The organism is Kitasatospora sp. NPDC058965 (genome assembly GCF_042741245.1).
Classification (GTDB): domain Bacteria; phylum Actinomycetota; class Actinomycetes; order Streptomycetales; family Streptomycetaceae; genus Kitasatospora.
In genome coordinates this window covers 1-14,351 of sequence record NZ_JBHYKG010000019.1, presented here as the reverse complement: position 1 = coordinate 14,351, position 14,351 = coordinate 1, and the positions used below count along the sequence as shown (strand labels likewise).

Annotated in this window: 13 protein-coding genes and 1 pseudogene; 10 read left to right on the top strand and 4 right to left on the bottom strand. The window is 66.2% G+C overall.

The window, feature by feature from the left end:
• Positions 1-208 precede the first annotated feature (208 nt).
• On the bottom strand, positions 209-3,298 hold the full coding sequence (locus ACFW1A_RS05725) for a BTAD domain-containing putative transcriptional regulator (RefSeq protein ID WP_380404711.1): 3,090 nt from the start codon (positions 3,296-3,298) through the stop codon (positions 209-211).
• 337 nt (positions 3,299-3,635) lie between these two features.
• Here ACFW1A_RS05725 and ACFW1A_RS05720 point away from each other — a divergent pair, with 337 nt between their 5' ends.
• The 6 genes from ACFW1A_RS05720 (at position 3,636) to ACFW1A_RS05695 (ending at position 8,287) form a co-directional block, all read left to right on the top strand.
• Positions 3,636-4,214 carry an SdpA family antimicrobial peptide system protein gene (locus tag ACFW1A_RS05720; protein ID WP_380404708.1) on the top strand — a complete coding sequence of 193 codons (579 nt, stop codon included), beginning with the start codon at positions 3,636-3,638 and terminating at the stop codon, positions 4,212-4,214.
• On the top strand, positions 4,166-5,176 hold the full coding sequence (locus ACFW1A_RS05715) for a sporulation-delaying protein SdpB family protein (RefSeq protein ID WP_380404705.1): 1,011 nt from the start codon (positions 4,166-4,168) through the stop codon (positions 5,174-5,176). Before ACFW1A_RS05720 ends, ACFW1A_RS05715 begins: the two co-directional genes overlap by 49 nt.
• Positions 5,173-6,201, top strand: coding sequence for a GNAT family N-acetyltransferase (locus tag ACFW1A_RS05710; protein ID WP_380404702.1), 1,029 nt, complete (start codon positions 5,173-5,175; stop codon positions 6,199-6,201). The genes ACFW1A_RS05715 and ACFW1A_RS05710 overlap by 4 nt, the downstream gene beginning before the upstream one ends.
• A 138-nt stretch (positions 6,202-6,339) precedes the next feature.
• Positions 6,340-7,173 (top strand): IS5 family transposase, encoded by an 834-nt coding sequence (locus tag ACFW1A_RS05705; protein WP_380404699.1) that lies wholly within the window; start codon positions 6,340-6,342, stop codon positions 7,171-7,173.
• On the top strand, positions 7,170-7,598 hold the full coding sequence (locus ACFW1A_RS05700; RefSeq protein ID WP_380404695.1) for a hypothetical protein: 429 nt from the start codon (positions 7,170-7,172) through the stop codon (positions 7,596-7,598). Before ACFW1A_RS05705 ends, ACFW1A_RS05700 begins: the two co-directional genes overlap by 4 nt.
• Before the next feature lie 278 nt (positions 7,599-7,876).
• Positions 7,877-8,287, top strand: a complete 411-nt coding sequence (locus tag ACFW1A_RS05695) for a hypothetical protein (protein WP_380404692.1) — start codon at positions 7,877-7,879, stop codon at positions 8,285-8,287.
• Positions 8,288-8,307: 20 nt separating this feature from the next.
• Here the strand turns inward: ACFW1A_RS05695 and ACFW1A_RS05690 are convergent.
• Positions 8,308-8,448, bottom strand: a pseudogene (locus tag ACFW1A_RS05690) (ATP-binding protein); the annotation flags it as partial.
• Between the two features lie 689 nt (positions 8,449-9,137).
• Between ACFW1A_RS05690 and ACFW1A_RS05685 the strand changes: the two are divergent.
• The 4 genes from ACFW1A_RS05685 (at position 9,138) to ACFW1A_RS05670 (ending at position 12,297) form a co-directional block, all read left to right on the top strand.
• On the top strand, positions 9,138-9,650 hold the full coding sequence (locus ACFW1A_RS05685; protein ID WP_380404689.1) for a tyrosine-type recombinase/integrase: 513 nt from the start codon (positions 9,138-9,140) through the stop codon (positions 9,648-9,650).
• Positions 9,647-9,961, top strand: a complete 315-nt coding sequence (locus tag ACFW1A_RS05680) for a helix-turn-helix domain-containing protein (RefSeq protein ID WP_380404686.1) — start codon at positions 9,647-9,649, stop codon at positions 9,959-9,961. Before ACFW1A_RS05685 ends, ACFW1A_RS05680 begins: the two co-directional genes overlap by 4 nt.
• Before the next feature lie 412 nt (positions 9,962-10,373).
• Entirely contained in the window at positions 10,374-11,621 is a 1,248-nt protein-coding gene (locus tag ACFW1A_RS05675; RefSeq protein WP_380404683.1) for a tyrosine-type recombinase/integrase, read from the top strand.
• A 1-nt stretch (position 11,622) separates the two neighbouring features.
• On the top strand, positions 11,623-12,297 hold the full coding sequence (locus ACFW1A_RS05670; protein ID WP_380404680.1) for a hypothetical protein: 675 nt from the start codon (positions 11,623-11,625) through the stop codon (positions 12,295-12,297).
• On the opposite strand, the gene ACFW1A_RS05665 is transcribed toward ACFW1A_RS05670, so the two are convergent.
• Both ACFW1A_RS05665 and ACFW1A_RS05660 read right to left on the bottom strand, forming a co-directional pair.
• A complete protein-coding gene (locus tag ACFW1A_RS05665) occupies positions 12,234-12,467 on the bottom strand; it encodes a hypothetical protein (RefSeq protein WP_380404677.1) in 234 nt (77 codons plus the stop codon). The two genes, ACFW1A_RS05670 and ACFW1A_RS05665, sit on opposite strands and share 64 nt — an antisense overlap.
• A partial coding sequence (locus tag ACFW1A_RS05660) for an ATP-binding protein (RefSeq protein WP_380404674.1) occupies positions 12,449-14,351 on the bottom strand: 1,903 nt, incomplete at its 5' end. The genes ACFW1A_RS05660 and ACFW1A_RS05665, both read right to left, overlap by 19 nt.

Sequence of the window (14,351 nt, the reverse complement as noted above, 5' to 3'; positions counted from 1 at the left end):
TGCAGGTCAGCGGCACCTTTCTGCTATCGGGGCGTCAGGCAGCCCAGTTCCGCTGAATATCCAGGGCCAATCAGTAGCAGACCATGCCCGCCATCGAGACCCGGCCGGAGCCGCGCCATCGCACCCGCACAACGGGGGTGTGTCCGATGCGGCCCCAGGTCCTGGAGCACCTGAGCGCCACCACACCAGGGACGAACGCCCAGTTAGATCATTTATCAACAGAACCGACACAACGGTTGCAACGGACTTCCCGGGATGCAAGATCGGCCAAGTGGACGCGGGAGTTCTCTACTTCTGCAGCATCAGCCAAGTAGGTCGAACTGGCAATCTGAAACCCGCGGACCGCCTCTTGCTTCTGATCTCGATACAGCGCGATGTGCGCGGCGCCCTCTAGAGCTCTGGCTTCGCACGAACGCAGCTTGCTTTCTCTGGACAACTTGACAGCATGGCGATAAGTCACCTCCGCGTTATCCAGGTCATGTACAGCCAGGTATGCCTCACCGAGCCCGTTCAACGCGTAGCACTCGACCTCCAGCAGCTTGTGCTCGCGGGCGATGCGCAGAGCAGCGCGACCGAATTCAAAAGAGCGCGAGACATGGCCGAGCGCTCTGTGCGCCTCGCACAGAATCGCCTGTGCTTCCGCTGCCAGGTGCACGTGAGTCTCGCCATCCGCCATCGTCAGAGCGCGGTTCAGGTAGTCAAGTGCCTCACCGGAGCGCCCCTCCCCCACAAGTAGGACTCCGATGTTCACCAACGTGAACGCCTCCGACAGACCGCGGCCGGTCACCTGATGGAAGTCCAGCACCTGGGAGAAGTACTTGAAGCTCTCCGAACTGCGGCCAAGCCCTCTGCAGGCCACCCCCAGGTTGTTCTTGAGTACTGCGCCAAGCTCCTGGTCGGAGAGAGCCTCGGCTATGGACAGCGCCGACCGGAAGCAGTCGTACGCAGTACTGTAGCTCTCATTGTTGATCTTGAGGATGCCAACCTCGGTCAACTGGTACATCTCGGTGAACCGGTCGCCCCTGCGCCGACTGATCTCAATACCTGTCTCCAGGGCTGCACGGGATTCCGAAACACGGCCTCGTTGCCGTAGGGCGCCGGCCAGCCCTATGAGGATCAGCGCCTCGCCGTGCTCGTCGCCGGCCGACCGGGCAGCTTCAACTGCGTCCTCGAAGAGCTTGAGCGCGGCACCTGCATAGTTGGTCCGCCGGAGAAACGGCTGGGCAGCGCGAACCAACTGCCAGGCCATGCCAGAAGGGCCGTCTCGGAGCGCAGTCCGGGCGACTTCAGCGAGGTTGGCGGACTCTTCCGTGAGCAACTCGATGGCCTCGGTGGCTGACGCTGGCTCAGGTATACCGGCAACGGCGTGGGCGATCGTCGGCCTGACGCGGAATGGCCCCATGGCCAGCGGGGCGCACCAGGTCGAGACGGCCTGCAGATAGTAGTTGAACAGTCGAGTCAGGGCCTCGTTTCTGTCTTCGTCGCTGTCATGTTTCACACACATACGCGACGCGTAGTCACGGACCAGGTCATGAAGGTGGTACCGACCCGGCTGCTCCTGGAGGACAAGGTTGTCATCAAACAGGGATTCAAGAACTTCTTGAACCTGGCCAGTCGGCAATGCTGCGAGGGCCGCGGCGACGGCGGGAGTAAAGTCGGGTCCCGGATGTAGGCTCAGCAGACGAAAGAGCCGACGGTGGTCGTTCGAGAGGCAGCGGTAGGATACGGAGATTACCGCAGACACGCTCCGATCGCCAAAGTCGAGAAACCTGGCTCTCTTTTCTTGGTCACTGAGCTGCTGGATAAGGTACGGCACTGTCCAGCTCGTCCGCTCACGAAAACGTGCGGCGGCGATCCGGATGGCCAAGGGCAGCCGCCCGCACAGTTCGACGAGTTCGGCTACACCATCCTCATCGGAGACTAGACGCTGGGTTCCGACAATGTGGCTGAACAGCGCAACCGCGTCGGTGGACGGCATCAAGTCGAGTGACAGCGGTACAACGCCCTCCAATGCCGGCATTCGACGGCGACTGGTGATCAGGATGAGTGGGCCGTTCGCGCCGGGCAGCAACGGCCGAACTTGCTGGTCGCCGAGCGCATTGTCCAGCAGTACCAGCGCCTTCTTGTCTGCCATGACGCTACGCCAGGTAGCGGTACGGTCCTCGAGACCTGGCGGGATCAGCTCGTCCGGCAGTCCGCACTGCCTCAACAGTTGGCCGAGGGCATCGTCCGGGCTGAGCGGCTCCACGCCGATGGTGAACCCCCTTAGGTCGACAAAATACTGACCATCGGGATAGTCAGCCGAGACAGTGTGTGCGAAGCGCACCGCGAGCGCAGTCTTCCCGATCCCGCCCATTCCGTTGATCGCCGAAATGACGAGGGAGACTGATCCGGTCTGTCGACTGTCCTCCATGAGCTGAAGGATCTCGTGCTGACGCCCCGAGAACTCCCGAGGGTCGTGCGGTAGGAACCGTCGCATTGTCGGCACGGACGCACCGGCCGGGGTTGCAACGGGTGATGGTGGAGCCAGCGGTTGCTCCACTACGGGAGACTCGATGACCGGCAGTCCCCGCAGGATCCGCGCATGCAATGCCTTGAGTTCCTCGCTCGGGTCGAGCCCGAACTCGTCTACGAGCAGTCGCCTGCCCTCCTCGTAGACCTCGAGCGCGTCGGCTTGCCGGCCCGTGGAGTGAAGAGCGGCCATGAGCGTCGCACGGAGTGATTGCCGCGACGGATGCGATGCGACCAGCTCGATGAGTTCACCCACGACGCGAGCGCTCTCACCTAGCTGGACATGCAGTCCCATGAGCTTCTCGGTCGCCGAAAGATACTCCTCCGCCAACCGGGTACCGACGTTGGCGAAGTATTCGCCACCAAGTCCGGTCAACGCCGGACCCCGCCACATTCCTTGTGCCCCCGTGAGCAAGCAGACCGCCGCCCCTGGCTCGCCGGCGGCCACCGCCTGGTCTGCTTGCCGTACAGCGGAGCGGTAGCGGGTCAGGTCCAGCCGGTCGCTGTCGACAACGATTCGGTAGCCGAGTTGGCTGGTGACAACGTCGAGTCCGGCCGCCGGCGCCATGACGCGACGCAACGCTGCCACCGTGTTGTGGATCTGCTGGCGTGCCGATTGCGGTGCTGCTTCCCACATCACGTCGACCAGTCGGTCTACCTGCACGACACTATTGGCGTTCAACAGCAGCATGGCGAGTAGTCGATGCGAACGGAGACCTCCCAGGGGCAGGAGGTCGCCCGCCACCTCGACCTCGAGCGGCCCCAGCAGTCGAACATCGAGATCCATCCGCACCCCCTGTTGTCCTCGGCTACGTCCGCAGGGACGCCGTGACCACCTGACAGGCTTGCTCCTGGCTCCTGCAAGACCGCGAGCTTTGACAAGAGCACGTCAGTACAGCATAGGGTTAGCCCGCTGGTAGGCATCCGGTAGTAGAGCGAGGTAGGTTCAAGTCTATCGGTTGCCGAGACCGATGATGGGATGACGATAACTCAACTGGAGGGGTTCAGATGCGATTTGCCATCATGGGGGCACTCATAGGCTTGGTACTGGTGGGCACCGTATCGACCGGGACACACAGCTCTGTCTCCATACCGGCCGACTTGAGCTGCATCTCCTGCCAGTGATGGCACAGCGAGGAGCAGCTGCCACATCGCAGAGTGCTCAAGGGTTCTACTTCACTGCTTCCCTACTCCTCGTCATATTGCTGGCATCTTCAACTCAGCTCCTGCCGGCCCGACTGGTGCCCGGTTGGTTGCGCACGGAGCGCGCCTCAACAAGGGTGATGTGGCCTCAGGGCTGGGGCTTCTTTGCCGATCAGCCGACCGCGGATGCCAATGCGGCATTCTCCGTGGGTGACGACGGTCAGTTGACTGCGGTTACCCAGCTGCAGATGACGCGGTCCACGGACTGGGGCCTGAGTCGCTCGGCGTATGCCCGACACGTCGAGCTGGGAATCCTCAGCAGCCAAGTGGCTTCTGGCGATTGGCTGGACTGCACTGAGCTGACCCCTGTCGCGTGCAAGTCCATGGCGTTGCACACTCCCATGGTTCGCAGTCTCAACCACACCTCGCATCCGTCCTTCTGCGGTCATCTACTGATCTCGGTGGAGAGCCCGGTGCGCTGGACGACGAACACCCCCCTCTGGCAGAGCGAATGGAAGATCCTCAGGATAGTGAACGCTGGAATCGAATGCGCCGGCTGACGGTCCGCATTCTTGCGTCGGCTGCGAACTTCGACCCGCGGGGCCTGCCACTCGCCGTTGCCAGGGCCGTTTTGGCGATAGCCGAGCTGATCACCATCACCTTCACGCCCGACCACGACCTCTTTACCTACCAGCCTGGTCTTTCCGACGGCATGCGCTGCTACGGCGCCCATGACCTGTCCTTGTGGTGCATCGCCGGACCCAGTCCTGCCGGCCTGCTCGGCAGCCGGCTGGCCGCGATCGCTGTCCTCGTCCTTGTCATTGCCGGGTACCGTCCGCAGTGGACGTGCGTCCCTCACTGGTTCGTCACCTGGAGTCTGACCGTCAGCATGACGATGCCCAGTGGCGCCGAGGAGGCTGCATTCGCCGGAACCATGCTCCTCATGCCGTTCCTGCTGGGCGACAGACGGCCCTGGCACTGGACCAGGCCGCGCGAGCCGCTCGCCCCGGTGTGGTCCGGAAGTTCCTACGCCGCCTGGTGGGCAATCCGGTGCCAAATCGCCATCATCTATCTCACTGCAAGCATCTCGAAGCTGTATACAGCACAGTGGCGGGGTGGCCATGCGATGTACACGGTCCTCGTGGATCCCTTCTACGGACTCCCGCCAGCCATTCGGCATGCGGTCGGCCCGCTACTGAGCTCCGAATTCGCCATCAGGCTGCTCACCTGGAGCGTACTCGCGATCGAGCTGGCTATCGCCGCAGGCGCACTGTCACCGCGGAGAATCCGAAAGAAAGCTTTTTACCTCGCAGTTCTGCTCCACGTTGGGATCATGGCCGCGATGGGGCTGGTCAGTTTCGGGCTCGTCATGATAGGGCTAGTGCTAACCCTACTCGTCGGCGACCATAACGCGCTCGCTTCAGCAACTACCCCCGAGGTGAAGGCGGCCATTGAGCCTGCACCTGGCGATTCCCGACCAAGGGCAATAGATATATCTACAGAGGCAATGGAGATTCGATGACTCCCGACATTCAGCCGCTCGACCCGGCCAATGTTTCCGAGCAGGTACTTTCCGACTACTTCGCGATGCGGGCAGCATGCGTGGCGGCGGACATGCCCGAAGACCCGCCGCTGACCTATGAGACCTCGATCGGCCGGCTGCGTACGCCGCCGCCGGAAGACGGGGCGTGCCACTACTGGATCGGCTACTTGGACGGGCGTCTGGCCGGTTCGGTCAAGCTTGCCCTTCCCGAGAATGAGAACAGCGGGATCGCGCGCATCGAGGTCAACGTGCACCCCGAGCTGCGGTGCCGCGGGCTCGGAACCGATCTGCTCCGCGTCGCGATGCGCGCGGTGCAGGAAACTCGACGCGGCACCGTGCTCGCCTTTCCGACGAAGCCCGGCTCGGCCGGATCCCGGTGGACGGCACACCTCGGATTCGAGGTCACTCACAGCATGGCGATGCAGGTCCTGCTCGTGGCGACAACTCCCGCAAGGCTGTGGGAGGTTCCCGTCCCCAGCGGCTACCACCTGTCCCACTGGACCGGTGCAGCGCCCGATCACCTCATCGAGTCCTATGCCACGGCCCGGCAAGCCATTCAGGACGCTCCGACGGGTCAGTTGAGCTACCGCGGAACCGTTTGGACCCCAGCCCGGATTCGTGCGACGGATCGCAAAGTTGTGGATGCTGGCACTGAGCAGCGGGTTGTTGTCGCCATCCACGATGCTACGGATCAGGTCGTAGGTACTCACGTCATCCACAACTACCCGCATCGCCGCGAGATCGGCTACGTCCAAGACACATCAGTGCTCGCCACCCACCGCGGCCACGGGCTTGGACGAGCAATGAAGGCCGCCATGATGCGCCAGCTCAGCGACGAGCGACCGGACCTCGAGCGCGTCTGCACCACCACAGCCACGACGAACAGTCACATGATCAGTATCAACCAAGCACTCGGTTACCACACTGCTCGAACGCTGGACTGGTCTGAGACCCCGGCGGAGCGGCTCACCGAAAACCTGGCCGACCCTTCCAGCACCCGTTGACTCCAACGCAGACCTCATGACGGGGGCTCCTGGCCTGAGAGGGCGGAATGAGAGCTGATGTCCGTTCTGTCGTCGCCTGAATGTGTGGCCTTGCTGCACTGCCGCCGGTCACGGGGCGACCGGCATGTTGAGGGGTGCGTGAGTGACCGCAAGCCCTACAAGAGCGACTTGTCCGACGAACGCTGGGCACTGGTCGAGCCGGTAATCACCGCGTGGAAGGCCCAGCACCCCTCCGTCAGCGGACACGAGGGGCGCTACGAGATGCGGGAGATCGTCAACGCCCTGCTCTACCAGTCCCGGACCGACTGCCAGTGGGACTACCTCCCGCACGACCTGCCGCCTGCCGGGGCGGTGAAGTACTACTTCTACACATGGCGTGACGACGGTACCGACCAGGTCATTCACGACCTGCTGCGCTGGCAGGTCCGCGAGAAGAGGGGCCGATTAGCCGACCCCAGCCTGGTGGTGCTCGACACCCAGAGCCTGCACGCCGCGGCCGGGGTGCCAGCGGAGACGACTGGACGCGATGCGGCGAAGAAGGTGCCCGGCCGCAAGCGGGGACTTGCCGTGGACGTGCTGGGCCTGGTGATCGCCGTGGTCGTGCCGGCCGCCTCCGTCCACGACAACGCCTTCGGCACCGCCCTGCTCGACAAGGTCGCCGCCGGCACCGCCGGCACAGTGACGAAGGCCCTGGTGGATCAGGGGTTCAAGAAGACCGTCGTGGACCACGGCAAGCAGGTGGGCATCGAGGTCGAGATCGTCGAACGCAACCCGGTCGATACCGGGTTCGTCCCACAGGCGATCCGGTGGCGGGTGGAGCAGGCGAACGGGATCTTGATGCTGCACCGGCGGCTGGTGCGCGACTACGAGCACCGCCCCGCCTCGGCCGTGTCCCGGATCTACTGGGCGATAAGCGACGTGATGACCCGTCGGCTGACGGGCAGCGTGACCCCATCCTGGCGCGGCGCGTGACTGGTGGGGAACTGACCCTGGGTGCGGTGCTGGTACGGCTGGAGGAGCGCGAGCGGGAGATCGCCGCGCAGGCCGAGCAGACCCGCGAGCAGATCACGCAGCTCACCGCGGTGCTGGACGAGCTCGGCAGGGCTGCCGAGGAGGTGCGGATCACCCGCAAGACGCTGCTGGAACTGCCGGAGCCGGCCCCGCCCGCGCCGTCGGCGTCCGCGCCGGAGCTGCCAGGTGGGGCGGCCTACCAGGAGATCATGGCGGTGTTCGCCCAAGCGGGCGGTCCGCTACGGGCGCGGGGCGTGTGCCAGGCGTTGGACCTGGACCTGGCGCCGAACAACATCAACAACGTCCGGATGAAGCTCAAGCGCCTGACCGGGCGCAACATCCTGACCGAGCCCGAGCCTGGCCTGTTCACGCTGCCACGTCCGTAGTCGTCGGACGAGGGCTACTTCCTCCACGACGACGAAACGGACATTAGCTCTCGTTCCACCCTCTGAGGTGGCTCCACCGCGTTCGCGCATCGCCTTGATCGGCTGCTTCTTGCTCGGAGTCATGGCAGCCTATGTGGCTGCGTCCGCGTGTGGCGGGGCTTTGGGAGGGCGGGGGAATGAGAGACCAACAGCTGGATCCGAGGGCTCTGGGCCAGAGCGCGGTGCGGCATTGGCGGACCTCTCCTGTGTGGTTGTCGGCCGGTGCTCTCATATGGGCGGTGCTGTTGGTGGCGTGGTTGCCCGCGATGTATGCCCTGGTTCCGGCCAACGGGAGCACGTTGGGCAACGCAGAGCTGATCAAGCTCGCCTGGGTTGCCGGGGCGGGGCTTGCCGGGACGATCCTGTGGGGAGGCCTGCTCGGCTTCCGGCGGGCGTGGTCCGTCGCCGCGCTGTCAGCGCCAGCGAGCACAGCTCTCCTGATGTGCTGCTATGTCCTTGTCATGCTGCTGGGCCCCTCGTCCGGCGGTGGTGGCGCGTCGGCGGACAACGACAACGCGGCTGGCGCCGGCGTGGTCTTCCTGGGAGTCCCGACGCTGCTGCTGATGGCCGTGTTGCTGGCGGTCGGAGCCGGCGCGGGCTCGTTGCTCGGCATCCTCCTCGGGCGTCGATCGGCTCCCGCCGCGCTGTGATGGCAGCGCTGACGGCAGCGTCAGCGGTTGGCCTGCTGCTTGGCTTTCGTCTGCGCGAGGCGGTAGGACTCGGTGCCGGTCTCGATAGTGTTGCCGCCGAAGGTGAGGCGGTCGACGATGGCCGCGCAGAGGCGGGGGTCGGTGAAGGTCTTCGTCCAGCCAACTGGGGCTGGCACATGTTCCTTGGAGCGAGAGTGCCCTGCGACCTGGCCGTTTCAGGGGTCTGAGTGTCTCTTTGATTGTCTTGCTGACAGCGCGGTTTTGTAGGCGCTACCTTCATTCGTCAGGTGCGAGGAAGGTGTGCCGCGATGATGGAGTCGCGTCTGCGGGTGATCGAGGGCCGGACGGTGCCCGAGATGCCCGCTGCCTGGGATCCGTGGGAGTTCCAGGCCCTGTGTGTGGAGGCGTTCGTGGCCTCCTGGCGGGCCCGGGGGTTCAGCCCGGTGACGGTCGACAACGACATCGGCCTGCTGGAGCGGACGTTGAAGGCGCTGGGGCGGCCGACCTGGGATGTCACGCCCGAGGACATCGACCGCGTGGTCGGCGGACTGGCCATGGAGGGGCGGGCGCCGTCCACCCGCCGCGGATACGTTCAGATCTTCAAGGGGTTCCACCGGTTCCTGCAAGCCCGCAAGGCCGTCGAGATCGAGGCCGCGTTCGGGGTCCGGCTGGCCTGCCCGGTGGACGAGTTCAACGCTTCGCGGCATGTCGGCGACGACTCCCCGGCCCTGCTGCCGCCGCCGACCCCCGAGCGGGTCGAGGAGTTCTTCGATTTCCTCAAGGCCCGCATCGCCACTGCTCGCAAGTACGCGCCCGCCGCCCGCGACTACGCACTTTTCCGGACGCCGGATTGCGCTCGGAGGAGGCCTCGCTCCTGGACCGCCCGGACGTCCACTTCGGCCGCGGCCCGTTCGGCAAGCTGCATGTGCGTTTCGGCAAGGGCGCCCACACCTCCGGTCCACGCCCGCGCTGGGTGCCCATGCTCGACCAGCTGGACCTCGTCCTGCGCTGGTTCCTCGACGACGTCCGCGGAAGGTTCCCCGACTCGCCCGCGCTGTTCGCCGACGAGTCGGGCGGCCACCTGCACCAGGGCACGGTCCGCAACCGCCTGCGCTATCTGATGGAGTTGGAGGGCCGTCCGGTCGCCGACCGGTTCAGCCCGCATGCTCTGCGGAGGGCTTGCGCGACCCACAACTACGAGCGCGGAGTGGACCTGGTGGCCATCCAGCAGCTACTCGGTCACTGGACTGTCAGTTCGACCATGAGATACGTCCGGCCCTCGGCCACGTTCATCGAGGACGCGTATCGACGCGCCGTGACCAGCACGCTCGGCGAGCTCACCGGAGAGGAACCCACGCCGTGAACATTAAGTGGAAGCTGCGGATGGCCGCCGCCCAGCGCGAGGTCTGGACCGGCGCCCAGTTGCGGCGGCTCCTGGTCGAGAAGGCCGGCCTGGAACTGTCCTCCGCCTCGGTGTCGGCCCTGTTCACCAAGGAACCCTCGCAGGTGAAGATGTCCACGCTCGCAGCGTTGTGCACCGCGCTGGAGTGCACCCCCAACGATCTGATCGAGGTCGACACCACCCCTGTCGAACACCCTGCGGCTCCTCCTCCACCGGCGGCCGACCTGCCCCGGGTCGCCTCGGCCCGGGGCCGATCCATGCCGCCGATCTGACCGAAAGGGGTGTGGGCGAGGCATGGGTAAGAGGCAGCGGGACTGCGTCGGTTGCGGAGCGCCGGTCGGCTTCATCGACCGGCAGCACTGCTGCCGCTGCACGGCCCGGATGAAGGACGAAGCCGCCCGAGCGTCGTGCCCTGCCTGCGGGAGGTCACGCGTCCTGCAGGCCGACACCGGACGGTGCATCAGCTGCTCGCGGACCTGCGCGGGCTGCGGCCGCCCGGTCCGCTCACCGGTCGCCAGCCACTGCGGGATCTGCCGACGCGAAGCCGACCGGCAGGCTGCGAAGCGGCTCTGCCCGCGCTGCCAGCGGCCCGGCTTCCTGCAGACCGGCACCGGATGGTGCGGCCACTGCTCTCGCCAACGGCAGAGCAAGCAGCCGCCGCGGCACTGCGCCGACTGCGGCCAGGTGCGGCGCCATGCCGCGCTCGGGCTGTGTTCGGCCTGCTGGCAGAAGCACCCCGACCGACCCTTCATCGCCGCCGAGAATCTCGCCGCGCGGCTCGCCGAGCCCGTGCCCTGGCTGAGCGACTTCGCCGGCCATCTCGCCGAACGGCACTGCGTGAGCCACGCCTGCACCATGATCAGCACACTGGGCAGGCTCCTGGCTGACGAACAGCCCAACCACCCCCAGACACTGCTGGACCGCGCCCGTCGCCCCGGCCGGTCGATGGGCTCGCTCGCCCGCGCGCTCGAAGGCTTCTTCACCCAGCGCGGCCTTGCCCTCCCCACCGACCAAGCGCAACAGCTCGCCACCGGGCGCCGCCGACGCCGCATCGACGCCACCCCGATCCCGCTTCGACCGCAGGTGCAAGCGTTCGCCGAGTCCATGTTGCGAGCACGCGAGCGCGCCCTCAAGGCCGGCACCCTGCCTCGCACCGACAGCACTATCGAGGCGGCCCTGGCCATCATCCGCGACCTCGCCCGCTTCCTGACCAGCACGCGCAACAAGCAGGACTGGGCCCTGACCGACGTCCACGACGTCGAGGCATTCCTGGCGACCATGCCCAAGGCCCGGCAACGCCGACTGACCGTGCTGCGGCAGTACTTCCGCTTCGCGCGCACCCGCAAGGTCGTGCTCATCGACCCCACCCGGGGCGTGAAGGCCAAAGGCCCGTCAGGGTTCAGCGGCACCACCGTCGCCGTCGACCAGCAGCGGCAACTGTTCCGCCGCTGGACCACTGGCACCGACGCGCACCCGCACGAGGCACTGCTCGGAATCCTGGCCCTCCTCCACGCGGCCTCCAGCAGCGAAGTCCGGTTCCTGCGCGTGGACGACCTCGACCCCACCAACCGCGGCGTCCGCCTCGGTAAACGACCGCATCCGGTGCCCATGGACCCGGTCAGCTGGTCGGTGCTGCAGCGCTGCCTGGCCCACCGCGCGAGCCAGCGCACCGACAACCCCCACGTGATCGTTACCAAGATCACCAAGTCCGGCCGGGCAGCAGCGTCGACCGCCTATGTCAGCCACGTCCTCGACCCCTGCGGCGTTCCGCCTCGGACTCTGCGGTGCACCCGCCTTGCCGACCTCGTGAACACCCTGGATCCCAAACTCGTCGCCGCAGCCCTCGGCATGGATCCCGAGGGCGTGATGATCTACCTCGCCGACTACGTCGATACAGGGCGCCTGACCGACCACCAAGAACGGAGACCATGAAGTGCGACACCTCACCCCAGCCCTCGCCCTTGGAGCACTGCACCGCGGCAAGCAAATCGAGCAGTTCCTCGGCGAAGTCGACCACGAGGGCCACCGGGGCCTTCGCTGGATCGCCATCAGCCCGGGCCGCACGGGCGTCACGATCTACCTGAGCGACGTCGAAGACGCGGGTACCGACACCTTCTACGACATCTCCGAATTCCCACCCCTGGACCCCGATGACGAGACCTGGGGCAAGGAGATCGCCACCGTGTCGACTCCGGAGGAGGCTTTCAACCGGGCCTGCAGCGAGCCCAGCGTGAACCCTGACCGCTGGGTCAATCAAGGCATCATCTGTGACGAATATCGTGATTTCCGGATCGCCCGCAGGAACGAAGAAGATGCCAGGTGCGATCTCTGTGGTCGGGCATTGGATGACCGGCACTCCCATGGCGTGTCAGATGCCTCTAGCATCGCCAGAGAAGGCAGGCGCATGGAGTACGTTGTCGTCGGGCTACGTGGCGCTCTTGCGCACTATCAAGCCCTTGGGAATTCCTCTAAGACGTATAAAACTGTCGCAGCCGACTTGGCGGGACAGTTGGGGGTTGGTGTGTCGAACCTCGTCGGCCGTCACTATACTTGCTGGGTTGTACCTGCAGAATATGGTGTCATTCTAAGCGACTTCCGTCTCCTGTGACGAGCCTGCAGATTCGGATCAACGGGTTCGCATGACCGGGCGGAACGCGTGGAACTTCGGCACCGCCTCGCACAGGTTCGCCGGAACATGTGCGCTTTCCCGAACGACTCGTTCGACGCGATCGCAACACTGTTCTTCTCCTCCCTCTCCGTCAGAACCTGGAACAGCATCTCGGCGCCGCGGCGGTCCAGTTCGAGGTAGCCAAGCTCATCGACCTATGCCGATATCGGCATAGGTCGATCACGATCAGATCGGCCCGGCAGATCCGGGCGACGGTGCGGGCGGTCGAGCCGTCGACCTTCGACTTGCCGATCGCGGCGGCGAAGGTCTCCAGGGTGAACCAGGCGAGCCGCAGGTCCTTCTCGATCGCGGCCTGGGCCAGGCCCTCGGTGAAGTGCGACTTCCCGGTCCCGGACGGGCCGGCGATCACCAGGTTCTCCGCGCGGCCGATCCACTCCAGGGTGATCAGGGAGTTCTGGGTGGGTTCGGGGATGGTGGAGTCCTCGGCCCGCCAGGACGCGAGGGTCTTGCCGGTGGGGAAGTTCGCCGAGTGGCGGCGAAGGCGCCGGGTGGCCGCGTCGCGGCCGGTGACCTCCTCGGAGATCAGTAGCCGCAGGACCTCGGCGGGGTCCCACCGTTGGGCCTGGGCGGTGGCCAGGACGTCGGGGGCGGCTTTGCGCATGTAGGGCAGGCGCATCCGGCGCATCAGCTTGTCGAGCTCCTCGGGCAGGGCCGGGGACTGGGGAAATGTCACGGTCGGTAATTCCTTCGTGGGTCGTGGTGGGCGTCGATAGGCTCGGCGGGTGATCAATATGGCGGTGCGTGGTGACAGCAGGAAGGTCGTGGCCAGCGCCGAGGCCGGTGTGGAGTGGACGGCCGGTTTCGCGGATCTGGACCCGGCGGAGTTCCCGATGCTCTGGGCCCTGACGCCGTATGGGGATGCGGTCTTCAACCAGCGGCAGGTGCCGCTGCTGCTGGCGGAACTCGACCGGCTTCCGGCCGACTTGGGCGGTGCCTGGGTCGGGCAGGCCCGCGAGCTGTGCCAGGTCGTGGAGCGGGGAACGCACTTGTATCTGTGGTTCATCGGCGACTGACTTCGGTCGGCCCTCGACTCCCCGGCCGCCGCCTGTTGCCGGCCCAAGGCTTGCCAGGCGATGGTGCCGTTCTGGACGGAGTGGGCCTCGCCCGCGCGGACGACCTGGCCGACGGGCCTGCTGGCCGCGATGTGCTCCGGGATGGAGACCAGGTCGTCCTCGGCGAAGCGCCCGGCCGCAGCCGCGAGCCCGAGGGCCTGATCGACCCGGTCGCTGCCCAGGATGGCGGCGAGCTCGACGGCGTGGGCCATCTTGGCGCGGATGCGGGATACCCCGGCGGGTCCGGCCTCCTTGAGCCAGCGCCCGGCCCCGGGACCGATGCCCACGAACGCGATCTCCGCCTCCGAACGCGGCTGGAGCCTGGGCTGGTGGACCGAGCGGCCGTCGGGGTGGTCGGGGTAGTGCTCGTCGATGATCTGCGGGACGCCGGGCGTGGACAGCTGGTGACGCCAGATCTCCGACAGGCCAACGGACTTGGTGCGGGCCGTGATCGACAGCTCGTCGCCGACGACTCGGCACCAGACCCTGGCTCCGGTGTAGCCGGGCGGGGTCGAGTAGCGCACGGAGTTGAAGCTGACGGTGCGGTCCGAGCCGACCACCCGCTCCTCGCCCAGCGCGAGCGCCAGTGGCTCGGCCGGCAGGACGTGCAGCGTGGTGCGTTCGATGTCGAGCCGGTCGGCTGGGATCTGCCCGGTCGCCCGGTGCCGGCGCGTGTTCACCGTGTCGCACCAGATCTGGCAGGCGTCCGCGAGCTCGGCGAAGGTGTCGTAGGCGGGCAGCAGGTTCGCCTCGGTGGGGACCAGGTCGGCCTTCGCGATGCGGACCGAGGCCTCCGCGCCGCCCTTGGACTCGGGTTCGTATGTGATGAGGCCGGCCGGTCTTGTAGGACCGGCCGGCCTTGGTGGTGCGCGAGGGGGGAGTTGAACCCCCACGCCCTTGCGGGCACTGGAACCTGAATCC

Coding starts and splice junctions, on each gene's coding strand:
- ACFW1A_RS05725 (WP_380404711.1), bottom strand. CDS start 3,298: ATGGATCTCGATGTTCGACTGCTGGGGCCGCTCGAGGTCGAGGTGGCG.
- ACFW1A_RS05720 (WP_380404708.1), top strand. CDS start 3,636: ATGGCACAGCGAGGAGCAGCTGCCACATCGCAGAGTGCTCAAGGGTTC.
- ACFW1A_RS05715 (WP_380404705.1), top strand. CDS start 4,166: ATGGAAGATCCTCAGGATAGTGAACGCTGGAATCGAATGCGCCGGCTG.
- ACFW1A_RS05710 (WP_380404702.1), top strand. CDS start 5,173: ATGACTCCCGACATTCAGCCGCTCGACCCGGCCAATGTTTCCGAGCAG.
- ACFW1A_RS05665 (WP_380404677.1), bottom strand. CDS start 12,467: ATGCTGTTCCAGGTTCTGACGGAGAGGGAGGAGAAGAACAGTGTTGCG.